This window comes from Azospirillum sp. (genome assembly GCF_050789165.1).
The window spans coordinates 67992-88462 of sequence record NZ_JBOZRT010000082.1 but is presented as its reverse complement, the minus strand read 5'-3'; the positions used below and the strand labels follow the sequence as shown (position 1 = coordinate 88462).

General features: G+C 71.9%; 22 protein-coding genes. 9 read left to right on the top strand and 13 right to left on the bottom strand.

Going from position 1 to position 20471, the window contains the following annotated elements:
- The first annotated feature begins 173 nt into the window (after positions 1-173).
- Entirely contained in the window at positions 174-1451 is a 1278-nt protein-coding gene (locus ACRWK7_RS18130; RefSeq protein WP_431857683.1) for an MFS transporter, read from the top strand.
- 113 nt (positions 1452-1564) lie between these two features.
- Here ACRWK7_RS18130 and ACRWK7_RS18125 read toward each other — a convergent pair whose 3' ends face one another.
- On the bottom strand, positions 1565-2671 hold the full coding sequence (locus ACRWK7_RS18125) for an ABC transporter substrate-binding protein (RefSeq protein WP_431857681.1): 1107 nt from the start codon (positions 2669-2671) through the stop codon (positions 1565-1567).
- Between the two features lie 429 nt (positions 2672-3100).
- Between ACRWK7_RS18125 and ACRWK7_RS18120 the strand changes: the two genes are divergently transcribed.
- A complete protein-coding gene (locus ACRWK7_RS18120; RefSeq protein WP_431857680.1) occupies positions 3101-3277 on the top strand; it encodes a hypothetical protein in 177 nt (58 codons plus the stop codon).
- 17 nt (positions 3278-3294) lie between these two features.
- A complete protein-coding gene (locus tag ACRWK7_RS18115) occupies positions 3295-3468 on the top strand; it encodes a hypothetical protein (protein ID WP_431857679.1) in 174 nt (57 codons plus the stop codon).
- 42 nt (positions 3469-3510) lie between these two features.
- On the opposite strand, the gene ACRWK7_RS18110 is transcribed toward ACRWK7_RS18115, so the two are convergent.
- The gene (locus ACRWK7_RS18110) at positions 3511-4926 is read right to left on the bottom strand and encodes an MFS transporter (RefSeq protein WP_431857678.1); all 1416 of its coding nucleotides are present in this window, start codon (positions 4924-4926) and stop codon (positions 3511-3513) included.
- Positions 4927-5047: 121 nt separating this feature from the next.
- Here ACRWK7_RS18110 and ACRWK7_RS18105 point away from each other — a divergent pair, with 121 nt between their 5' ends.
- Together ACRWK7_RS18105 and ACRWK7_RS18100 are read left to right on the top strand one after the other, a co-directional pair.
- Positions 5048-5950, top strand: coding sequence for a LysR family transcriptional regulator (locus ACRWK7_RS18105; RefSeq protein WP_431857677.1), 903 nt, complete (start codon positions 5048-5050; stop codon positions 5948-5950).
- Positions 5951-6049: 99 nt separating this feature from the next.
- Complete coding sequence (locus ACRWK7_RS18100) at positions 6050-6961, top strand: SMP-30/gluconolactonase/LRE family protein (protein ID WP_431857676.1); 912 nt, start codon at positions 6050-6052, stop codon at positions 6959-6961.
- 19 nt (positions 6962-6980) lie between these two features.
- Here the strand turns inward: ACRWK7_RS18100 and ACRWK7_RS18095 are convergent, their stop codons facing one another.
- The 4 genes from ACRWK7_RS18095 to ACRWK7_RS18080 all read right to left on the bottom strand — a co-directional run bounded on the left by ACRWK7_RS18095 (position 6981) and on the right by ACRWK7_RS18080 (position 11824).
- On the bottom strand, positions 6981-8639 hold the full coding sequence (locus tag ACRWK7_RS18095) for an isovaleryl-CoA dehydrogenase (RefSeq protein ID WP_431857675.1): 1659 nt from the start codon (positions 8637-8639) through the stop codon (positions 6981-6983).
- Between the two features lie 35 nt (positions 8640-8674).
- Positions 8675-9442, bottom strand: a complete 768-nt coding sequence (locus tag ACRWK7_RS18090; RefSeq protein ID WP_431857674.1) for an MBL fold metallo-hydrolase — start codon at positions 9440-9442, stop codon at positions 8675-8677.
- Between the two features lie 121 nt (positions 9443-9563).
- On the bottom strand, positions 9564-10718 hold the full coding sequence (locus ACRWK7_RS18085; RefSeq protein WP_431857673.1) for a GNAT family N-acetyltransferase: 1155 nt from the start codon (positions 10716-10718) through the stop codon (positions 9564-9566).
- 95 nt (positions 10719-10813) lie between these two features.
- Complete coding sequence (locus tag ACRWK7_RS18080; RefSeq protein WP_431857672.1) at positions 10814-11824, bottom strand: phytanoyl-CoA dioxygenase family protein; 1011 nt, start codon at positions 11822-11824, stop codon at positions 10814-10816.
- A 404-nt stretch (positions 11825-12228) separates the two neighbouring features.
- On the opposite strand from ACRWK7_RS18080, the gene ACRWK7_RS18075 reads away from it, so the two are divergent.
- Positions 12229-12555 carry a hypothetical protein gene (locus ACRWK7_RS18075; protein ID WP_431857671.1) on the top strand — a complete coding sequence of 109 codons (327 nt, stop codon included), beginning with the start codon at positions 12229-12231 and terminating at the stop codon, positions 12553-12555.
- 443 nt (positions 12556-12998) lie between these two features.
- Positions 12999-13256: a hypothetical protein gene (locus tag ACRWK7_RS18070; protein ID WP_431857670.1), complete on the top strand. Its 258-nt coding sequence runs from the start codon at positions 12999-13001 to the stop codon at positions 13254-13256.
- Between the two features lie 11 nt (positions 13257-13267).
- Here ACRWK7_RS18070 and ACRWK7_RS18065 read toward each other — a convergent pair whose 3' ends face one another.
- The 4 genes from ACRWK7_RS18065 to ACRWK7_RS18050 all read right to left on the bottom strand — a co-directional run bounded on the left by ACRWK7_RS18065 (position 13268) and on the right by ACRWK7_RS18050 (position 17169).
- On the bottom strand, positions 13268-14002 hold the full coding sequence (locus ACRWK7_RS18065) for a DUF2066 domain-containing protein (protein WP_431857669.1): 735 nt from the start codon (positions 14000-14002) through the stop codon (positions 13268-13270).
- Positions 13999-15102 carry a branched-chain amino acid ABC transporter substrate-binding protein gene (locus ACRWK7_RS18060; RefSeq protein WP_431857668.1) on the bottom strand — a complete coding sequence of 368 codons (1104 nt, stop codon included), beginning with the start codon at positions 15100-15102 and terminating at the stop codon, positions 13999-14001. The genes ACRWK7_RS18065 and ACRWK7_RS18060 overlap by 4 nt, the downstream gene beginning before the upstream one ends.
- Positions 15103-15323: 221 nt before the next feature.
- Positions 15324-16007: a CGNR zinc finger domain-containing protein gene (locus ACRWK7_RS18055; protein ID WP_431857667.1), complete on the bottom strand. Its 684-nt coding sequence runs from the start codon at positions 16005-16007 to the stop codon at positions 15324-15326.
- A 55-nt stretch (positions 16008-16062) separates the two neighbouring features.
- Positions 16063-17169 (bottom strand): branched-chain amino acid ABC transporter substrate-binding protein, encoded by a 1107-nt coding sequence (locus ACRWK7_RS18050; protein WP_431857666.1) that lies wholly within the window; start codon positions 17167-17169, stop codon positions 16063-16065.
- A gap of 172 nt (positions 17170-17341) precedes the next feature.
- On the opposite strand from ACRWK7_RS18050, the gene gcvA reads away from it, so the two are divergent.
- Positions 17342-18358 carry a transcriptional regulator GcvA gene (gene gcvA, locus ACRWK7_RS18045; RefSeq protein WP_431857665.1) on the top strand — a complete coding sequence of 339 codons (1017 nt, stop codon included), beginning with the start codon at positions 17342-17344 and terminating at the stop codon, positions 18356-18358.
- A gap of 50 nt (positions 18359-18408) precedes the next feature.
- Here the strand turns inward: gcvA and ACRWK7_RS18040 are convergent, their stop codons facing one another.
- Positions 18409-18552: a hypothetical protein gene (locus ACRWK7_RS18040; RefSeq protein WP_431857664.1), complete on the bottom strand. Its 144-nt coding sequence runs from the start codon at positions 18550-18552 to the stop codon at positions 18409-18411.
- A 271-nt stretch (positions 18553-18823) separates the two neighbouring features.
- Here ACRWK7_RS18040 and ACRWK7_RS18035 point away from each other — a divergent pair, with 271 nt between their 5' ends.
- On the top strand, positions 18824-19210 hold the full coding sequence (locus ACRWK7_RS18035) for a hypothetical protein (RefSeq protein ID WP_431857663.1): 387 nt from the start codon (positions 18824-18826) through the stop codon (positions 19208-19210).
- 21 nt (positions 19211-19231) lie between these two features.
- Here ACRWK7_RS18035 and ACRWK7_RS18030 read toward each other — a convergent pair whose 3' ends face one another.
- Entirely contained in the window at positions 19232-19477 is a 246-nt protein-coding gene (locus tag ACRWK7_RS18030) for a hypothetical protein (RefSeq protein WP_431857662.1), read from the bottom strand.
- A 130-nt stretch (positions 19478-19607) separates the two neighbouring features.
- Entirely contained in the window at positions 19608-20420 is an 813-nt protein-coding gene (locus ACRWK7_RS18025; protein WP_431857661.1) for a molybdate ABC transporter substrate-binding protein, read from the bottom strand.
- Positions 20421-20471 lie beyond the last annotated feature (51 nt).

Here is a 20471-nt window from a genome sequence, read left to right as displayed (position 1 = left end):
GAAATTCATCCGGAATCGCGCTTGCCCCACATACTGATATACTAGTATAACCGTGCCCAGCGAGGATCGCAGCGCTACGACGAGCGCTTGAACACCCGCAGGACGCCGAAGGCCCCGAGGGGCGGGTTGGCAAGAATTCCCAGGGCCGCCGGACCGCGGCCAAGTGAGGCACCATGAAAAAGATCCGCGGATTGCGGTGGCAGATCCTTGCCCTGATCATGCTTGGTACCGTGATCAACTACATCGATCGCAACACGTTGGGCGTTCTTGCGCCGCAGCTCAAGGAGCAGCTGAACTTCACCACCGAGCAATACTCGTTCGTGGTCAGCGCCTTTCAGCTCTGCTACAGCCTGATGCAGCCGGTGGCGGGCTTCATCACCGACTGGGTCGGCCTGAAGTTCGGCTACGCCATGTTCGCCCTGCTGTGGGGCTCCGCCGCGGCGCTGCACGCCTTTGCCGGCGGCTGGCAGTCGATGGCCTTCTTCCGCGGCCTGCTGGGCATGAGCGAGGCCGCCGCCATGCCGGCGGGCGTCAAGACCTCGACCCTGTGGTTCCCGGCCAAGGAGCGCTCGATCGCCACCGGCTGGTTCAACACCGGCAGCTCGATCGGCGCCATGATCACGCCGCCGCTGGTCATCTGGATCTCCGTGACCTGGAGCTGGCAGATCGCCTTCCTCATCACCGGTGTCCTGGGCGTCATGCTGTCGGTGCTGTGGATGCTGCTGTACCGCAACCCGGAGAACCACCCGCGCCTGACCCCGGAGGAGCACGCCTACATCCTGGACGGCCAGGAGCAGACCGCGGCCGCCAAGCCCTCCTTCAAGGACGTGCTGACCAAGAAGAAGTTCTGGGCGATCGCCGCCGCCCGCTTCCTGACCGAGCCGGCGTGGCAGACCTTCAGCTTCTGGATCCCGCTGTACATGGTCACGACGCGGGGCATGGACATCAAGCAGTTCGCCCTGTTCGCCTGGCTGCCGTTCCTGTTCGGCGACCTCGGCTGCATCCTGTCCGGCTACCTGTCGCCGTTCTTCGTCAAGCGCTTCAAGATGTCGCTGGTCAACTCCCGCATCGCCGGCGTCGGCATCGGCGCGGTGTGCATGGTCGGCCCGGCGCTCATCAGCTTCGCCGTCAGCCCGATCACCGCGATCTTCCTGTTCTCGCTGGGTGCCTTCGCCCACCAGATGCTCTCCAGCCTGCTCTACGCCCTGGTCACCGACACGTTCGAGAAGAAGGACGTCGCCACGGCGACCGGCTTCGGCGGCATGGCCGGCTACCTGGGCGGCATGATCTTCTCGCTGATGATCGGCCAGCTCGCCACCACCATCGGCTACGAACCGCTGTTCGCCTGCCTGACGGTGTTCGACCTGACCGCCTTCCTGGTCATCTGGCTGGTCCTCGGCCAGCGCAAGGCGAAGGCCCCCATCGCCCCGATGGCCGCCCCCGCCGAGTAACGGTCCGCACGCAAAAACGCCGCGTCCTCCGGTTCACGCCGGGGGACGCGGCTTTTTTTATGGCGCCGTCCGCGCCCGTCCCTGCCGGCCGGAGCCGGCAGGGGGAAAAGGCCTTACTGGTCGGCCATCTGCACGTTCTTGCCCTCGCGCCACTCGTACATCACGTAGGCGGGCTTCACGACGTCGCCCTTCTTGTCGAACTGGATCTGGCCGACGACGGTGTCGAAGGTGCCGGCGTGCAGCGCGGCGGCCAGCTTCTTGGGATCGGCCGCGCCGGCCTTCTCCAGGCCCTGGGCGATGGTCTGGATCACCGCGTAGCTGTAGAAGGCGAAGTTGCCCGGATCCGGCAGGCCGGCGGCCTTGAAGGTGTCGACCAGCTGGCGCGCCGCCGGGTTGCTGGCGGCCGACGGGCTGTCGGTGTACAGCGTGCCCTGCCCGGCCGGCCCGGTGATCGCCCAGAATTCCGGGTTGTTCAGGCCGTCGCCGGCGATGAACTGCGCCTGCAGCCCGTGCTCGCGCGCCTGACGGACCATCAGGCCCAGCTCCGGGTGGTAGCCGCCGTAGTACACGGCCTCGACGTTGCGCTGCTTCAGGTTGGTGATCAGCGAGGAGAAGTCCTTCTCGCCCGCCGTGACCGAGCCGCGGTAGGCGACCGGAACGCCGGCCTGCTCCAGCGTCTTGGCGACGACGTCGGCCAGGCCCTTGCCGTAGGACTGCTTGTCATCGACGATGGCGACGGCCTTGCCCTTGAACTTGGCGGCGATGTAATGGCCCGACACCACGCCCTGCTGGTCGTCGCGGCCGCAGGCGCGGAACACCCCGTTGTAGCCGCGGTCGGTCAGCGTCGGGTTGGTGGCGGTGGGGGTCATCATGACGATGCCCTCCTCGTTGTAGACCTCCGACGCCGGGATCGCGGAGCCCGAGCACAGGTGGCCGTTCACCGCCACCACCTTCTCGGTGGCGAAGCGGTTGGCGACCGCCACGGCCTGGCGCGGGTCGCAGGCGTCGTCGCCGACCTTCAGCACGAGCTGCTGGCCGAGCACCCCGCCCTTGGCGTTGATGTCCTTGATCGCCTGCTGGGCGCCGAACACCGTCTGCTGGCCGAGCGCCGCGACGGAACCGCTGGTCGCGGTGCCGAGCCCGATGGCGATGTCGGCGTGCGCGGTGCCCATGCCGGCCAGAAGCGCCAGCGCGCTGACCAGGGAAATGCTGCGGGTCATTCCAGTGTCTCCTTTACGTCCTTTGGCTCGCGGTTGTTCATGCGCACCGCGCCTCGTGCGTTTTGATACGCCGTTCCGCGTACCACGCTTACGGTTACCAGCTCAAGTCAGCCATGCCCGTACGTCGTGGCCGCGCGCGGACGCCAGCGCGCGCCGCCGGTCCCGAGACAGCAAACCGACCAAAGGATCCGTCCGTTCCTGCCGAACGAACCACGCGCCGTCGCAGCGCTATTATTTTCCCGCAGCGATTGGAGACTAGGACTTCGCAGCGCTATGCTGCACTGCAATATGCTTATGGTGGGCATGTTCAGAGCGCGCTTCGCACCGCAGCAAAGCGGGGCCATGATTTCTCACCAGGACATGGCGGGGGGTTAGAGACACCACCGTCGGTCCGGCCAAGAATCCAAAAAGCATCCCTGGAGCAGTCCCATGCACCTCAAGCATTCGCTGTCGCGCATCGCGGTCACCACGACCGTCGCCCTCGTCGCCCTGGTTGCCGCGGCCGCGGCCGGCGCCGCCGTGACGAGCGAGCCGGTGCCGACGCCGGCCCACATCGACTGGAACGCCATCTCCGAGACGGCGAGCCAGCTGCACACCTTCAACTGATCAGTCCGGAGACGACCATGAGCCAGGATCACCGCATCGCCGACGCCCTGCCGTCGAGCATGGATCTGCGGCGCCTGCGCCGCCAGGCCGAGGAAATGCGCGTCGCCTATCTCCGCTCGATGGCGAAGCGCCTGTTCGCCGCGCTGCGCGGCGACCGCCACATCGGCGCGGCCCTGCCCGCCACCCGCTGAGTGTGATGGCCGGCGACGCATCCCCGCGCCGCCGGCCCGTGTTCACGCCGGCTCCGCGGAGCGGGCGCGGCTTCCCGTCGCGATCATCAGCGCCAGACCGACCAGGACCGCCGCCAGCGCGAAGGTGATCCGCATCCCGCCGTCGATGGCGTCGGCGGGCGCCGCGGCCGGGTCGGTGGTTCCGGAGGCGAGGGCGAACACCGCGCCCATCACCGACGCGCCGGTGACGAGCCCCAGGTTGCGCGACAGGGTGAGCATCCCCGACACCACGCCGCGCCGGTCCGGCGCGACGTCCGCCATGACGGCGGTGTTGTTGGCCGTCTGGAACAGCGCGTAGCCGGCCGTGGTGACCGCGATGGCGGCGCAATAGCCCGGAACGCCGAGCGTCGCCGGCACCGCCGCCAGCAGCCCGCAGCCCGCCCCCGTCCCCACCAGCCCGACGATGGTCACGCGCCCCGCCCCGAAGCGGTCCACGGCGCGGCCGGCCGGCACGCCGGCCAGCGCGGCGACCGCCGGCCCGACGGACATGACCAGCCCGACCAGCGCGGTGTCGAGCGCCAGGGTGCGCGCCAGATAGAACGGCCCGACCACCAGCGTCGCCATCATCACCGTCGCCACCAGCAGGCTGGCGGCGAGCCCCGCGCCCAGCCGCGGATCGCGGAACATCCCCGGCCGGAGCAGCGGCGACGCCGCCCGCGCCTCGGCCCGCACGAAGAGGGCGGCGCCGACGGCGGCCGCCAGCAGCAGCCCGGCGTTCAGCGGGCCGACGCTTCCCCGCCCCACCGTCATGGCGAGCGCGTAGGCGCCGAGCGTCAGGGCCAGCAGCAGCGTGCCCAGGCCGTCGAATCCCGGCCGCTCCGCAACCGGCACCGCGCGGTCGGCCGGCAGCCGGCGCCACACCAGAAACAGCGCGAGCACGCCGAGCGGCAGGTTGACCAGGAAGATCGCCCGCCAGCCCACCCCCGCGATCAGCGCGCCGCCCAGCGACGGGCCGAGCGCGGTGCCGACGGCGGACAGGGTGCCCATCAGCCCCATGGCGCGGCCGGTGCGCTCCTTCGGAACCGTCTGGCCGACGAACGCCAGGGCCAGCGCCATCATGACGGCGGCGCCGAGCCCCTGCGCCGCCCGCGCGGCGACCAGCATCCACAGCGTGGGCGCGGCGCCGCACAGGGCCGACGCCGCCGTGAACAGGGCGAGCCCCGCCAGCAGCAGCCTCCGCCGCCCGACGATGTCGCCAAGCCGCCCGACGCCGACGATCAGCGTGGTGATGGCGAGGAGATAGGCCACCACGATCCACTGCACCTGCTGGAAGGAGGCGCCGAACGCCTCCGCCAGGGTCGGCAGGGCGACGTTGGCGACGCTGGTGCCGAGCGACGACAGCAGCATGCAGACCGACAGCCCGGCAAGCGCCCCTCCGGTCCCTGCGCTCCACGCCCTGCGTTCCATGAGCTTCTGCATGACATCCGATCCCTCGTTGGTTTCCGAGAGACCTAGTCGCAGGCCGGACATGGCGAAAGGCGCAGCGGTTGCATTGTATTCGTGCATGAAACGCCATGCCAGACGGTGTTAGGATTGCCGCATGGCGCGGCCCGACCTCAACCTGCTCGTCACCCTCGACGTCCTGCTGGCGGAAGGCAGCGTGGCGCGCGCCGCCCGGCGCCTGCGGCTGAGCCCGTCGGCGATGAGCCGGGCGCTGGCACGGCTGCGCGAGGCGACCGGCGACCCGTTGCTGGTGCGGGCCGGGCGCGGCCTCGTGCCCACGCCGCGGGCACTCGACCTACGCGAGCGGGTGAGCCGGCTGGTGCAGGACGCGGAAGCGGTGCTGCGGCCGGCCGAGACGCTCCACCTCGCGCGGCTGGCGCGCACCTTCACGCTGCGCAGCGGCGACGGCTTCGTGGAGAATTTCGGGGCGGGCCTGCTCGCCCGCGTCGCCGGGGAGGCGCCGGGCGTGCGGCTGCGCTTCGTTCCGAAGCCGGACAAGGACAGCGCGCCGCTGCGCGACGGCAGCGTGGACCTGGAAACCGGCGTCGTCGGCGATACGACGGGGCCGGAGGTGCGCGTGCAGGCGCTGTTCCGCGACCGCTTCGTCGGCGTCGTGCGTCCGGGGCACCCGCTCTGCCGCGGCGAGGTCACCGCCGCGCGCTACGCCGCCGGCCGGCATGTCCTCGTCTCGCGCCGGCGCCTCGACCGCGGGCCGGTCGACGACGCGCTGGAGGCGCTCGGCCTGGAGCGGGAGGTCGCCACCACCGTCGGCGGCTTCGCCACCGCGCTGGCGCTGGTGCGCGCCACAGACCTGATCGCCGCCGTGCCGGAGCGGCACACGCAGGCCCTGCGCGCCGGCCTGCACAGCTTCCCCCTGCCGGTCGCCGTCCCGCCGATCACCGTGTCGATGCTGTGGCACCCCAGGCTCGACGCCGACCCGGCGCACCGCTGGCTGCGGGGCTGCGTCCGCGAGGTCTGCGGCGGGCAGGACCGGGCGTAGACCAGCAGCATGGCGATGACAGACTGCTTGGACAAACGTATGGTTACGCCCTGGGAAAGCCCGCTGTAAGCTGCCCCAACGACAGCGCGCGAGGGTGCCATGGACCCGGTGACCGAGGTCTTCGACGAGCGTTTCCGTCCCCTGGTCAAGGCGAGCGCGCGGCTCGACACGCTGTACACCGGCTGCCGCTGGGCCGAGGGGCCGGCCTACGTCCCGGCCGGGCGCTATCTGGTGTGGAGCGACATCCCCAACGACCGCATGCTGCGCTATGACGAGACGACGGGCGCGGTGGGCGTGTTCCGCGCCCCCGCCGGCTACTCGAACGGCAACACCATCGACCGCCAGGGCCGCCTGGTGACCTGCGAGCACGGCAACCGCCGCGTCTCCCGCACCGAGCACGACGGGAGCATCACCGTGCTGGCCGACCGCGTCGAGGGCAAGCGGCTGAACAGCCCGAACGACGTGGTCGTGCGCTCGGACGGCGCGGTCTACTTCACCGACCCGGCCTACGGCATCGACAGCGACTACGAGGGCCACAGGGCGGAGAGCGAGATCGGCGCCTGCCACGTCTACCGCATCGACCCGCGCACGGGCGCCGTCACCATCGCCGCGGACGATTTCGTCCGGCCGAACGGCCTCGCCTTCTCGCCCGACGAGCGTCTGCTCTACATCGCCGACACCGGGGCGACGCACGTCGCGGACGGCCCGCGGCACATCCGCCGCTTCGCCGTCGCGCAGAACGGCACCCTGTCCGGCGGCGACGTGTTCGCGACCTGCACGGCCGGCCTGTTCGACGGGTTCCGCGTCGATACGGACGGCCGTATATGGACCAGTGCCGGCGACGGCGTGCACTGCTACGAACCCGACGGCACGCTGATCGGCAAGGTCCGGGTGCCGGAGACGGTCGCCAACCTGGTGTTCGGCGGGCCCAAGCGGAACCGCCTGTTCATCTGCGCCACGACTTCGGTCTACGCCTTCCTGACCTGCGTCAACGGCGCCGCCCCGGCCTGACCGGAGGGCACCGGCGACGTCACGCCGCCCCGGCCGCGCGGGCGAGGATGCCGTCGCCGTCCACGGCCGCCGGCAGCGTGCCGAAGGCGTGCCCCCACTCCCCGCCCAGGCGCGACGCGCAGAAGGCCTCGGCCACCGCCGGCGGACCATGGCGCAGCAGCAATCCGGCCTGCAGGGCCAGCGCCAGCCGCTCGACCAGACGGCGGGCCTGCACCTCCAGTCCGGCGGGATCGGCGAGCATCCGCCGCGTCTCGCGCACCCACGCGTCCAGCCGGCCGTCCAGCCCGGCCGCGCCGCGCAGCTCCGCCTCCAGGCCGGCCAGCGCCGCGGGCTCCTTGCGCAGGGTGCGCAGGACGTCCAGGCAGATCACGTTGCCCGACCCCTCCCAGATCGCGTTCAGCGGGGCCTCGCGGTAGAGCCGCGGCATGCCGCCGTCCTCGACGTAGCCGTTGCCGCCGTGGCACTCCAGCGCCTCGTACACCACGGCCGGGCACCGCTTGGTGACCCAGTACTTGGCGACCGCCACCGCGAGCCGGGCGAACGCCCGCGCCTCCGCGCCGGTTTCCCCCTCGTCGAACGCGCGCGCCACCCGCAGCACCAGCGCGGTCGCCGCCTCGGTCTCCAGCGCGAGGTCGGCGAGGACGTGGCGCATCAGCGGCTGCCCGATCAGCGGGCGCCCGAACGCCGAGCGGTGCTCGACGTGGTGCAGCGCGCGCGACAGCGCCGCGCGCATCAGGCCCGCGGCGGCGGCCCCGCAGTCGAGGCGGGTGTGGTGCACCATGTCGATGATGGTGGCGACGCCGCCCCCCTCCTCCCCGACCCGGACGGCCCAGGTGCCGTCGTACTCGATCTCCGCCGAGGCGTTGGAGCGGTTGCCCAGCTTGTCCTTGAGGCGCTGGATGCGGAACGGGTTGCGCGTGCCGTCCGGGCGCCAGCGCGGCACCAGGAAGCAGGTCAGCCCGCGCCCGGCCTGGGCCAGCGTCAGGAAGGCGTCCGACATCGGCGCCGAGCAGAACCACTTGTGGCCGGTCAGCGTGTGCTCGCCCCCCGTCCCGCACGGCTCGGCCCGCGTGGTGTTGGCGCGGACGTCGGAGCCGCCCTGCTTCTCCGTCATCGCCATGCCGACGGTCACCCCGGTCTTCTCGCCCGCCGGGATGAAGCGCGGGTCGTAGCGGTCCGAGAGGATCCGCGGCAGCCACTCCCCGGCCAGATCGGGCTGGCGCCGCAACGCCGGAACCGAAGCGTAGGTCATGGCGACGGGGCACAGCACGCCGGCCTCGGCCTGGGTCAGCATGTGGACCATGGCCGCGTGCGCCACGTGCGCGCCGGCCTGCGGGCGGTCCCAGGGCAGGGCGTGGATGCGGTGGCGGAACGCCAGCTCCATCAGCGCGTGGTAGGCGGGATGGAACTCGACCTCGTCCAGCCGGCGCCCGTAACGGTCGAAGGCCTTCAGCGCCGGCGGGTGGCGGTTGGCCAGTTCGCCCAGTTCCATCACCCGCTCGCTGCCCGCCTCGGCGCCCAGGGCGGCCAGCCGGTCCCCGGCCCAGGCGGCGCCCTCCCGCCGCACCGCGTCGCGCAGGGCCGCGTCGGTGCCCCACAGGTCGCGCGGCGCGAAGTCCGGCGGCTGGTTGGCGACGGCGTGGGTGGCGAGCGCCTCCACCGGCGCGCGATGAACCATGGCGATGCCTCCCCCGGACGAGCGGAACCGAACGCTTATGAGATCGACCGCAGATAGCCGTCGATCAACTCCCGCATCCGCTCCGGCCCGAAGCTCGGGTCGTGGCCGGCGTGGACCGTCCGCACCGGCAGGCCCCGCAGGCGCTCCATGGTGCGGCGGTAGGCGGTGCGGTCGGAGCCCGGCAGGGTGTCGAGCAGCGGGCCGTCGTACAGCGCGTCGCCGGAGAACAGCGTGCCGGTCGCGGCCTCCCACAGGCCGATGCTGCCGGGCGAATGGCCGGGCAGGTGCAGCACCTCGAAGCGGCGGTCGCCGGTGTCGATCACCGCGCCCTCCTCAACGACGCGCGTCGGGGTGGCGGGGAGCCGGCGGAAGCCGTCGAGGTCGTAGCCGGCGTAGGGCAGCGCGGTGATCATCAGGTCGCCGATCTCGTACCCGGCCTCGCGCAGCTGGCGCAGCTCGTCCGGCGGGGAATCGGCGGAGCGCAGGCTGCGCCGGCCCTTGGGCGCGCGCAGGGCCTCGGCCTCGGCGGCGTGGCAGAGGCAGTCGGACCACTCGTGGTGGCCGCCGACGTGGTCGGTGTGGGTGTGCGTGGCCACCGCCAGCACCGGCTTGCCGAACAGGTCGGCGGCGGCGCGGCGCAGGCTGACGATGCCCAGGCCGGTGTCGATCAGCAGGTCGAGGTCCCGCCCGCGGACGTGCCAGATGTTGCAGCGCAGCAACGGGATGACGTGCGGCTCCCACAGCAGCGTCACGTCGTCGTCGATCCGCCGCCGTTCGAACCAGCGCTCGGCGATGGGGAGCATGGGCCCTCTCAGTGCTTCCGCTGGCCCCCCTCCCGACCTCCCCCACTGCGCGGGAGGGAGGGGAGCCCGACGCGACGACCTTACGCCCGCGCCGCGCCGAACACCACGCCGAAGCGCCCCCTCACCGCGTCGACGGCGCCTCCGCCGGCCGCGTGTCGTCGCCATCCGCGCGGCGGCCGGGCACCAGCGAGCGGAGGATGTGGAGCGTGTTGAAGACGGCGCGCGTCAGCACGCTGCGGTCGTGCTCCAGCATCCAGACCTTCGCCCGCCGCATCACGCGCTCGACGCCGACGCGGGCCGCCTTGTGGGCGTTGAGCGCGAGGTGTGGGTACGAGCGGTACAGCACCAAGCACTCCATGTCGTGGCGGATGCCGCCCGCCTTCGCCTTGTAGGGGTTGCGCCCGCCGCCCATGTGGAACTTCCGGGCGCCGCGGGCGATGCTCTCGCACAGCGTCAGATGGCAGACGACGCTGCCCAGGCTGTACCGGTTGAACGCCGCGTCGTGGGCGATGACCTCGCCCAGCCAGCGGTCGCCGACGGCGTAGTTGACGGACCCGCCGCACAGGCGGCCGTCGATGCGCAGCGCCACGACCACGCCGATCCGCCGGGACAGCCGGACGATCCGGTCGGCCTCGGCCTCGTCGATGCCGAACATCTTCTTCTTGGCGAAGATGTTGGCCCGGCTGAGGGCGATGATGTCGCGGACCAGGGTGGGGCAGATCTGCTCGGCCCGCTGGACCTCCACCGTGAAGGACGGGTGCTCCCGCTGCAGCTTGCGCAGGTGGGACTTGATGGTGTCGCGCGTCTTCTTGCTGAGGCTCGCCGTGTAGGCCTCCGGGGTCGGCGGCAGGTCGGCGACCCAGTCCTCCTTGGCGTCGTAGCGCTGGGTGGGGAAGCGGAGAGCCCCCCGATCCGTCTCGACCGCCGGGAAGCGGACCAGCGCCACCTCCGGAAACTCCCGGAACGCGTGGGCGGCGAAGCGCTCGATCTCCGTCCGGCTCACCCGCGCCATCTCGTTGAAGACGGTCAGCTCGCCCCGGCGGATCGCGAACACGAAGATGGCGGACGGCCGCCCGCCGTCGCGCGCGACGTAGACGCGGGCACCCGCCATCGGTCGCGACGTCTCGAAGAAGGGGAGCGAGGAGTGCACGTGCCCGTACAGGCGCACGAGGTCGTCTTCCAGGCACGGCGGGGCGTCGTTGGCGTGGCAGGAGACGGCGGCGTCGCTGCCGTGGGCCGGCACGAACGTTTCCAAATCGGCGACCGTCGAACTCATCGCGCATCCTCCATCGACCGGGCACGCGGGCGCCGTGGCGCCCGGCCGGTCGCGCGTCGCGGTTTCGTGAAGGCGGTGGCGGGCGAGCGGGCCCGTCAGCGCGGGCGCCGCGCCGTGCCGGAGGCGAGGCGCCTGGCGCCGCGCCGCAGCGCGAGCGCGCCGGCCAGCAGCCACGGGGCGCGGGCGTGCAGCAGCTCCCGCACGGCCGCCTTCGTCTGGGTCGCCCAGCTGCCCTGGTCGGCGTGCCGGGCGATCCGCACGCCGTTGACGGCGATCTCGCGCTGCGCGCCCCGGACGTGGCGGCCCCAGAGATAGCCGTGCGACTGCGGGATGTAGTGGGCCGTGAAGGACTTGCGCGAGCAGCGCGGCTCGGTCGTCGGCAGGCTGCCGTGCACGGTCAGCGACGACCACAGGATCATGTCGCCCCGCTTCAGCTCGGGCGCCACCAGCTCGCAGCCGGACCGTTTGGCCCAGTCCGCCATGGCGTCCTTGTACGCCCGCGAGTTCGGGTCGATGCGGTCGAGGCCCAGCTCGGGCGGCGTCGCCACCCGGTGGCTGCCGGCGTACACGAAGAAGCGCCCGGCGCCGGGATCGATGTCTTCCGCGGCCACCCAGACGCCGATCATGCTGCCGACCCGTTCGGAGTCGATGTAGTGGCTGTCGCGGTGCGCCCAGGTCTGCTGGTTGCCGTCGAAGAACATGGTGTGGACCATGCGCCCCTCCTCGCCCAGCAGGGCCGCCATCACCTCGCGGATGCGCCGGCTGGTCAGGACGTCGAGGCCATGCCGGACGAAGGATCCGAACCGCGTCCGGGACAGATCCTGGACGTTCATGATCGGGTACTTCATGTACCCGTGCTCGGTGAAGACGTGCCGGTCGTAGGTGCCGAACTCATGGCGCAGGAAATAGGAGCGGGACGGCTTCACCTCCCCCTCGAAGGCGGCGACCGCCTTGCGGCAGAGGTCCTGCGGAACGGCGCCGCGGACCACCAGATAGCCGTCGCGCAGGAAGCGTTCCCGCAGCACCGCGAGCGGCTCCGGCCCCGCGGGCGTCGCGGCCGGCATCGCGGCGGCGTGTTCGGCTTTCCTGGCGGACCCGTTCTGCATTCCCCCCTCCCCCTGATTGCGTCGATGACAGTTCCCTTGCCGGCGCACGACAGCATTCACCGCCGTGAATACAGCGGTATGCTAAGAGGCAACGTCGCCGGTAGGAATCCCAGGCGTACGTTTTTCGAATGTCGTGGATTTTTTATTGCTCGCATTCTGTATGACGCGATGCTTATGAGCCAGCGTTCTGTGAGCGTAATACAACCGGACCATGGAATACTTCGCCCGGCGAGCATCGGCGCACGAAGGGCTATGGCTTCCGCCACCGGGAGCTCAAGGGTGGACCAGGGTTACTCCGAGGGGCTGGCGGCGTTCGCCTGCGGCTGACGCGCTGACGACTGGACAACGCCGCCGCGACGCGCCGATAGTCTCCGGCGATGACGGGCGAAGCGTGGACCGGCGGAATGCACCCCAGGATCGAGGCCAGGCGAAGGGCGGTGGAGCGCGCGCAACAGCTCCAGTCGCTGGAGCAGAGACGGGAGACCCTGCTGGACGATCTGCGGGCCGTGCGCGAGGGGCTGCTGCGGATCCGCGGCGAGGGCATGAACGTCCCGACGGCTGCCGCGCTGGCGGCGTCGGCCGACACGCTCCTCTCGGCGATCGAGGAGATCGACGTGCACGGCGACGACGAGCACAGGAAGACCTGCCTCGCCTTCTTCGACAGCTCCCTGACCTTCATCGAAAGCGCCAGGCGCACGCTGTCCGCCGCCAGAAACGTCATGCCGGAGTGATGCGGCCGACGCCTCCGCCCCCCTTATTTCCACTGCGTGAAAACGCGATCGTCCGCCGATTGCGCCGCCCGGGGATTTGCGGCAAAGCCAGTGGTGCTGAGTGCAAGTTCCCTGCTAGACCCTGAGGCCGCCCCCTGGGCGGCCTTTTTTTTGACCCGGCTCCGGCCTACCGGAGCCCCCGGCGCGGTCTGCGCTCGGTCTGGCGCTGGGCGCCCAACGCGAACACCACGACGAGTGCAACAACGAAGATCGCAAGCAGGACCCACATCATGGCGCGCCCTCCCCATCATCGGACCTGAAACGATGATAGCACGCGGGCGGCAAAAGCGTATCCCCGCGGCCACAGCTTCGGGCCGGATCGCCGGATCATTTGTCACAACATATTCCGCCATACGGACTATCATGATACAAAAGTGAGAAGCCAAACGAATGGGGAATGACCAATGGATTGGCACGGCAGCGCATACACCAGCGGAACGCACGCCCTCGACGCCGAGCTTGGCGTGGTTCTCTGCGTGACCGAGACGGTCGACGGGTGGTGGTGCTGGCACGCGTCGCACGGCGATACGGAGTGGACGCCGGACCTGCGCTGGTTCCCGTCCCGCTGCGACGCCGAAGGCGCCGCGACGGAATGGGCGGCGACCCTCGGGGAACGGCACCTCGGCTTCCTGCGCCGCGGCCCGCAGCTGATCGCCGCGTAGCACGTCCGCCGTCACCGCCGGAAGGCGGCGAGGCTGGCGTCCACCGCGGCGCGCAACGCCACGTCGAACGACACGCGCTCGATCCGCCCGCCCCGCGCGGCACCGGCACCGTCCAGCCGCCAGTCGAGCGTCCACAGCCCCGCCCCGTCCATGGCCAGCGTGCCCTCCAGCACCGCCTCATCCGGACGGGGACGGTCGTCGCCGGGTGTGTCCGGCAGGCGCAGCGGCACCATGAGGCGGCGCGCCAGCGACCGCAGCGCCTCGCGCGGGCCGTAGCCGTGCGGCGAGTCCTGCGTCAGCCGGTAGCGGCGCACCGTGTCGTCGACGGTGAGGCGCGCGAGGATCGCCGACCGCTCGCCCTCCCACGGCGCCAGCCCGGCGGCGCGCAGCGCGGCGCCCAGCCGGGCGGGATCGAAGCGGACGGTGAGGACGTAGGCGCGGTCGCGCGTGCCCTGCTCGTCGCTGACCTGGATGCCCTGCTTGCGGTCCAGCAGGTCGAACCCGGCCACGAACGCCGCGGCGTCCGCGCGCAACGCGTCCGGCGCCGGCGCGCCGGCCACCCGCCCGGCCACCTCGTCCAGCGCCTCGGCGAAGCCGCGGCGGCGTTCGGGCTCGTTGTCCCGGCCGGTGATCACCGCGCGGCCGGTGTAGAGCGCCGCGCGGTCCGGCGGCGCCGCGGCGGCTGGGACCGCCGCCAGCGCCACCGCCCAGGCCAGGGCCAGGGCCAGGGCCGCCCGCACGGTCACTTGACCATCGCGTACTTGCCGTCGTGCCAGCGGTAGAAGACGTAGGTGGGGATGCGCGGGTCGCCCTTGTCGTCGAAGGTGATCGCGCCGACCACCGTGTCGAAGCCCTCCTTGCGCAGCAGCGGCGCCACCTTGGCGAGGTCGGCGGAGCCCGCCTTGCGCGCGGCGTCGGCGAACACCTGCACGGCGGCGTAGGACAGCAGCGTGTAGCCCTCCGGCTCGTAGCCGGCCTTGCGGAACCGCTCGGCCACCGCCTTGGCCTCGGGGCGCTCGCGCGGGTCGGGAGCGAAGGTCATCATGGTGCCCTCCCCCGCCGGGCCGGTGATCGCCCAATACTCGTCCGTCACCATGGCGTCGCCGGAGATGATCGGCGCCGACAGGTTCTGGTCGGTCATCTGGCGGCGGATCAGCCCTGCCTCGGTGTGGTAGCCGCCGATGTAGACGACGTCCACGGCGTTCTGCTTCAGCTTGGAGACCAGCGCGGCGTAGTCCTTCTCGCCCGCGGTGTAGGCCTCGTACAGCTTCTCGGTGACGCCCGCGGCGTTCATCGCCTTCTTCGTCTCGTCGGCGAGGCCCTTGCCGTAGGCCGACTTGTCGTGCAGCACGGCGACGCTCTTGCCCTTGAAGTGGTCGGCCAGGTACTTGCCGGCGACGGCGCCCTGCTGGTCGTCGCGGCCGCACATGCGGAAGACGTTCTTGAAGCCCTGCTCGGTCAGCTTCGGGTTGGTCGAGGAGGGCGTGATCTGCAGCACCCCTTCCTCGCTGTAGACCTGGCTGGCCGGAATCGAGGAACCGGAGCAGTAGTGGCCGATGACCGCCTTCGCCCCCTCCTTCGCCAGCTTGTTGGCAACCGCGACGGCCTGCTTGGGATCGCAGGCGTCGTCGCCGTAGGTGACCGCCACCTTCTGGCCGAGCAGCCCGCCGGCGGCGTTGAGGTCCTGCACCGCCATGTCGACGCCCCGGCGGATCTGCTCGCCGAAGGCGGCGTACTGGCCGCTGAGCGGGCCGGCCATGGCGATCAGGATGTCGGCGCGGGCGGCGGGGGCGCCCAGCGCCAACCCGGCGGTGGCGAGCAGCAGAGTCGTCTTGAAGCGGTTCATGGTCCCTCCTTCGTGCGTTCTTGGTGGCGCGCTGGGACCAGCATTCCGCAAGACCGCGGGAGCCGCCATTGAGCGCTCCTTGGCCTGCGTGAGCTTTGTTTGGGGAGGGTCGGCCCGTGTTTGCCCCCTCCCCCGCTATCGCGGTGGAGGGAACTACGCCGCATCGGCGGCAGCCCCTCCACCGCGAAGCGGGGGAGGGATGGGGAGGGGGCCCGGGTACCCTAGAACGCCGCCCCGCCGGCACCCGTCAGCTTGCGGCGCAGCTGGTGGCGGCGCGCCTTGGCGCGGTTGCCGCAGTCGCCCATGCTGCACCAGCGCCGCGTGCGGTTCTTGCTGGCGTCGAGGAACAGCCAGCCGCAGTTGCAGGCCTCGCAGCGCTTGATCCGGGCCAGCTCGGCCGGCCGCTGGAGCAGCTCCGCCGCCGACCACGCGACCGGCCACAGCACCGCGTCGAGCGGCGGATCGTCGGCCACGTCCCACGCCACCACGCAGCCGCCCTCCCGCGGCCGCAGCACGCCGTGCGCGGCGGCGCGCTGGAAGGCACGGCTGACCGTATCCAGGTCCGCCGCGTCCGGCTCGCCGCCGGCGGCCAGCGCCAGCAGCGCGCGGTACAGCGCCTCGCGGAAGGCGACGGCCTGCGCCACCACCGCCGCCCCCTCCTCCGCCCCCTCCTCCGGCGGACGCCCTGAGGCGGCGCGCTCCAGCCGGTCGGCCAGCTCCCCGTCGATGGCGCCGGCGTGCACGCCCCAGGCCAGCAGATGGCCGTACGCGTGCAGGTGCTCCAGCCGGTCGGGCGTGCCGCGGCCGCTGGAGGTGTTGGTGAAGTCCAGGCACAGCCGCCCGCCCAGCAGCGACAGGCTGCCGGCGCGGGACGGCGGGTGCGGGTCGGGAAGGGGCGCGCTCATGCGGCGGGCAGGATGCGCGATATCCCTGGCCGCTTCAAGGCGCGCGGGCGGCGGCCTACCGGCCGGCGACCTGGGCGTACCGGCCGTCCTTCCACTCGTACAGCACGTAGTTCGGGCTGACATTGTCGCCCTTCCTGTCGAAGCGGATCGGGCCGACCACGGTGTCGAAGCTGCCGGCGTGCAGCGCCGCCGCCAGCGCCTTGCCGTCCGCCTTGCCCGCCTGATGCAGACCCTGCGCGATGATCTGCACCGCGGCGTAGCTGTAGAAGGCGAAGTTGCCGGGCTCGGACAGGCCGGCCTGCTGGAAGGTGGCGATCATGTTGCGGCCGGCGGGGCTGCTCGCCGCGTCGGCGCTGTCGGTGAACAGCGTGCCCTCCCCCGCCGGACCGGTGATCGCCCAGAACTCCGGGTTGTTCAGCCCGTCCCCGGCGACGAAGCGGGCCTGAAGCCCCAGCTCCCGCGCCTGCCGGACGATCAGCCCCAGCTCCGGGTGGTAGCCGCCGTAGTAGACCACGTCGATGTTGCGTTCCTTCAGGTTGCTGACCAGCGCGGTGAAGTCCTTCTCGCCCGCGGTGACCGCGCCGCGGAAGGCGACCTTGACGCCGGCCTGCTCCAGGTTCTTCGCCACCACGTCGGCCAGCCCCTTGCCGTAGGACTGCTTGTCGTCGACGACGGCGACGTTCTTCCCGCGGTACGCCCCGGCGATGTAGCCGGCGGAGACCACGCCCTGCTGGTCGTCGCGGCCGCAGACGCGGAACACGCCGCCGAAGCCGCGCTCGGTCAGGGTCGGGTTGGTGGCGGTCGGGGTGACCATGACGACCCCTTCCTCGTTGTAGACCTCCGATGCGGGAATGGAGGAGCCGGAGCACAGGTGGCCGGCCACCGCCACGACCTTGTCGGTGGCGAAGCGGTTGGCGACGGCCACCGCCTGGCGCGGGTCGCAGGCGTCGTCGCCGACCTTCAGCACCAGCTTCTGGCCCAGCACGCCGCCCTGCGCGTTGATGTCCTTCACCGCCTGCTGGGCGCCGTGCACCGTCTGCTGGCCGAGCGCCGCGACGGAACCGCTGGTCGCCGTGCCGAGTCCCACCACGATGTCGGCCTGCGCCGTGCCGATCCCGGCCAGAAGCGCCACTACGCTGACCGGGGCTACGCTGCGGATCATCGTTCATCCTCCCTTGTCCGGTTCTGTTGGCGGGATGCTAGCAGCGACCGGAATCGCGCCCCCGCTGAGAAATTCTTGGCGTGGGCGAGCGGCGTTCACCTTAGTTGTAACTATCAAAACTGATTTTGATGGTTATAATGCCGCCAACACCCTGCCGGGGAGGGAAACCGGGATGTCGCGTCGCCTGCCACCGCTCAACGCGTTGCGCACCTTCGAGGCCGCCGCGCGGCTCCTCAGCTTCGCCAAGGCCGCCGAGGAGCTGTCGGTCACCTCCGCCGCCGTCAGCCACCAGATCAAGCTGCTGGAGAGCGTGCTCGGCACCCGGCTGTTCACCCGCAGCAAGCACTCGGTGGCGCTGACCGACGCGGCGCGGGCGTGCCTGCCGCACCTGTCCCAGGGGTTCGACCAGCTGTGCGCCGCGATGGACCTGCTGCACCGCCTCGACCGGGGCGCGCACCTGCGGGTCGCCGTCGGCGGCTCCTTCGCCGCCAAGTGGCTGGTGCCGCGGCTGGCCGGCTTCCAGGCCGCGCAACCCGGCGTCGAGGTGGAGGTGGTGGTCAGCGACGACGACGCCCTGCCGCCGGGCACCGACGCCGCCATCCTCTACGGCCGCGCGACGCCGGCCGGCTTCCACGCCGCGCCGCTGCTGGGCGAGCATCTGGTGGCGGTCTGCGCCCCCGCGCTGCTGGCCGGGCTGGGCCGCCCGCCGGGACCGGCGGACGTCGCGGCCTTCCCGCTGCTGCACGACGGCGAGCCGCCGGAGGAGGAGGCCTGCCCCGACTGGGGCGCGTGGTGCGCCGCGCTCGGCCTGGGCGGGATCGACGCCCGGCGCGGCAGCCGCTTCAACCGCAGCGCGCTCGCGGTGGACGCGGCGCTGGCCGGCCAGGGGATCGCCCTGACGCGCCGCGCCATCGCCGCCCGGGCGCTGGCGGCGGGGCGCCTCGTGGCGCCCTTCGCGCCGGGGATGCCGACGGGGCGCCAGCACGTCTTCGTCTGCCCGGCGGCGCTGGCGCACAGCCCGCGCGTGCGCGCCTTCGCCCATTGGCTGCGCCGCGAGGCCGCGCTCGATCAAGGATCGCTCAACGGCGGCAAGAACACCTTGCTGTCGCTCGTCGCGGGTCCCCGGCATCATGCCGCCGTGACCGCCGCTCCCCCGGCCCTGGCCGCGGGCGGCGGTCCTCCCTGTTGAACGTCTCGTCAGGCGCGGCCTCGGCCGCGCCTCTTTTTTTGCGCGCGCGGCTACGGCCCGCCCGGGTCCCGGGTCATCTCGATCATCGTGCGCCGGAACCCCGCGGAGGCGAAAAGGCGCTGCGCCGCGCCGTTCCGCGCGGCGGTCGAGACCAGGAGCCGGGGCGCGCCCCGGGCGACGAGGTCGTACAGCACCCCGGCCCCCCACCGCGAGCAGCGCGGGGTACGGAACGCCCACCCCGCCGGGCGAACGAGGAGAGGACCGTCGCGCCCAGGAGCAGGGCCAGAATGGCTTCGAAGGCGTGCATCGTCGATCCGACCCTTCCTCCTGCGCTCGCCAAAGGCGACCGGATGCCAGGAGCGTGCCCGGATAGCCTCTGACCGGAGACCTACACTGCACGGCCAGGATGACAATCCCGCGTCCTGACTCGATGATTTCGTGTTGCAACGGCCTGGAGGGGCTGCGATGCGAGCCGGAACCGCGCGCCGGATCTGGACGGAAACGGTGGGATGCGCGTTCTGCCTCCGCACCGAACGCGGCTGGGTGTGGTGCCGCGAGCTGTGCAACAGGCTGCCGCTGACCGAAGTCGTCCGCCGCGTCGTCGTGCTCCGCGAGAACGCCACGCGCGCGAACCTGGGGCTTCGAACGCGGCGCGGCCCCGTTGCCGTTCCCAATGAGCCCACGACCTGCGCCGAGCGGGCGACGGTGTGCCGCACCAACGGTGTCGAGCGCATCGTGAAGAGTCAGCGGAGATTGTCCAAGGGGCAACTCACGCGGCGTCGGTCGGAGGAGCGGCTGGAGGCGACCCAGCGGGCGCTCGAGGCCTCGCGCATGGCGTTGGAGGAGCCGTAGCGGCGACCACGGCGGGAGCCGTCAATCCGGCAGCCTGGGCCGGATCACCGGCGCGGCGCCCGGCGCGGACAGGACATCGACCGGCACGCCGTAGAGCGCCCACAGGGCGTCCGGCGTGACCATCCCGGCGGTCGGCCCCGGCCCGACGACGCGCCCGCCGTGCACCAGCGCCACCCGGTCGGCCAGCAGCAGCGCGTGGTTGGGGTCGTGCGTCGACAGCAGCACGGCTATCCCGCCGGCCGCCAGCGCGCGCACCGTCCGTAGCACGCGCAGCTGGTTGCCGTAGTCAGCGCGATCAGCAGCGCAAGCCCGCCGCGCACGATGGTCCCAATGCCGTTCACCTGCCCTCCCCAATCCTGCCGCCGCGCTCAGGGATGTGCGCCGCACCGGCGCCGCGTCACGGCCGCGCGAAGCCGTGGCGCTCCAGCACCGCCTGTCCCGCCGGGGACAGGATGTAGGCGGCGAACGCCTCGCCCCGCGCCGTGTCCGCCGCCTTGAGGACGGTAAGCCCGTACTCGGCCCCGACCGCCAGATCGGCCGGCACCGCCACGATCGTCAGCGCGGGGACCTCCGCCTTAGCCAGGCGGGCGTTGGTGCAATAGGTGAGGAACAGGTCGGCCTGCCGCTGTTCCATGACCCAGGCGTACGGGTTGCGGCCCTCCGGCGGCTTGGCCGACTCCGGCCCGCCGGTGAGCCTGAGCGCCTTGCCGTCCAGCGCCTTCAGGCTGCCCGGCCGCACGGCGTCGGCCTTGCGGAACAGCTCCCAGGCGTAGTCGCCGGCGGGATCGGCCTTCGGCGTCGAGGTACCGACGCGGACCTGCGGGTCGAGCATCCGCTCCAGCAGCGTCGCCGGAGTCACCCCGGCGTCGGGCTGGGTGAGCGCGCAGAGTTGGTTGCGGGCGAACGGCCGCACCGGGCCCGACCTGCCGACGCCGGCGAGCGCCGCGGGATGCTCCATGTTGGCGGAGGCGAAGACGTCGCCCGCCTCGCCCTTCTCCAGCCGCTCCTTCAGCAGGCCGGACGGCCCGTAGGTGGCCTCGACCGGAACGCCCTTGGCGGACTGGAAGTCCCGGGCCAGCTCGGTGAGCGCGGCCTTCAGGCTGCCGGCGGCATACAGCCTGACCGCGTCGGCGGCCAGGGCATCGCCGCCGGCCACGGAGGCGGCGATGGCGGCCCCGGCCAACACGGCGCGTCGAAACGAAGGATGCATGTCCCGTGGTCCTCCCCATGCGTTATGTTCAATGCATCATAGCGTATGGGG

Coding starts and splice junctions, on each gene's coding strand:
- ACRWK7_RS18100 (WP_431857676.1), top strand. CDS start 6,050: ATGGACCCGGTGACCGAGGTCTTCGACGAGCGTTTCCGTCCCCTGGTC.
- ACRWK7_RS18035 (WP_431857663.1), top strand. CDS start 18,824: ATGCGAGCCGGAACCGCGCGCCGGATCTGGACGGAAACGGTGGGATGC.
- ACRWK7_RS18085 (WP_431857673.1), bottom strand. CDS start 10,718: ATGAGTTCGACGGTCGCCGATTTGGAAACGTTCGTGCCGGCCCACGGC.
- ACRWK7_RS18105 (WP_431857677.1), top strand. CDS start 5,048: ATGGCGCGGCCCGACCTCAACCTGCTCGTCACCCTCGACGTCCTGCTG.
- ACRWK7_RS18070 (WP_431857670.1), top strand. CDS start 12,999: ATGGATTGGCACGGCAGCGCATACACCAGCGGAACGCACGCCCTCGAC.
- ACRWK7_RS18080 (WP_431857672.1), bottom strand. CDS start 11,824: ATGCAGAACGGGTCCGCCAGGAAAGCCGAACACGCCGCCGCGATGCCG.
- ACRWK7_RS18075 (WP_431857671.1), top strand. CDS start 12,229: ATGCACCCCAGGATCGAGGCCAGGCGAAGGGCGGTGGAGCGCGCGCAA.
- ACRWK7_RS18060 (WP_431857668.1), bottom strand. CDS start 15,102: ATGAACCGCTTCAAGACGACTCTGCTGCTCGCCACCGCCGGGTTGGCG.
- ACRWK7_RS18095 (WP_431857675.1), bottom strand. CDS start 8,639: ATGGTTCATCGCGCGCCGGTGGAGGCGCTCGCCACCCACGCCGTCGCC.
- ACRWK7_RS18090 (WP_431857674.1), bottom strand. CDS start 9,442: ATGCTCCCCATCGCCGAGCGCTGGTTCGAACGGCGGCGGATCGACGAC.
- gcvA (WP_431857665.1), top strand. CDS start 17,342: ATGTCGCGTCGCCTGCCACCGCTCAACGCGTTGCGCACCTTCGAGGCC.
- ACRWK7_RS18115 (WP_431857679.1), top strand. CDS start 3,295: ATGAGCCAGGATCACCGCATCGCCGACGCCCTGCCGTCGAGCATGGAT.
- ACRWK7_RS18050 (WP_431857666.1), bottom strand. CDS start 17,169: ATGATCCGCAGCGTAGCCCCGGTCAGCGTAGTGGCGCTTCTGGCCGGG.
- ACRWK7_RS18125 (WP_431857681.1), bottom strand. CDS start 2,671: ATGACCCGCAGCATTTCCCTGGTCAGCGCGCTGGCGCTTCTGGCCGGC.
- ACRWK7_RS18110 (WP_431857678.1), bottom strand. CDS start 4,926: ATGCAGAAGCTCATGGAACGCAGGGCGTGGAGCGCAGGGACCGGAGGG.
- ACRWK7_RS18130 (WP_431857683.1), top strand. CDS start 174: ATGAAAAAGATCCGCGGATTGCGGTGGCAGATCCTTGCCCTGATCATG.
- ACRWK7_RS18120 (WP_431857680.1), top strand. CDS start 3,101: ATGCACCTCAAGCATTCGCTGTCGCGCATCGCGGTCACCACGACCGTC.
- ACRWK7_RS18055 (WP_431857667.1), bottom strand. CDS start 16,007: ATGAGCGCGCCCCTTCCCGACCCGCACCCGCCGTCCCGCGCCGGCAGC.
- ACRWK7_RS18025 (WP_431857661.1), bottom strand. CDS start 20,420: ATGCATCCTTCGTTTCGACGCGCCGTGTTGGCCGGGGCCGCCATCGCC.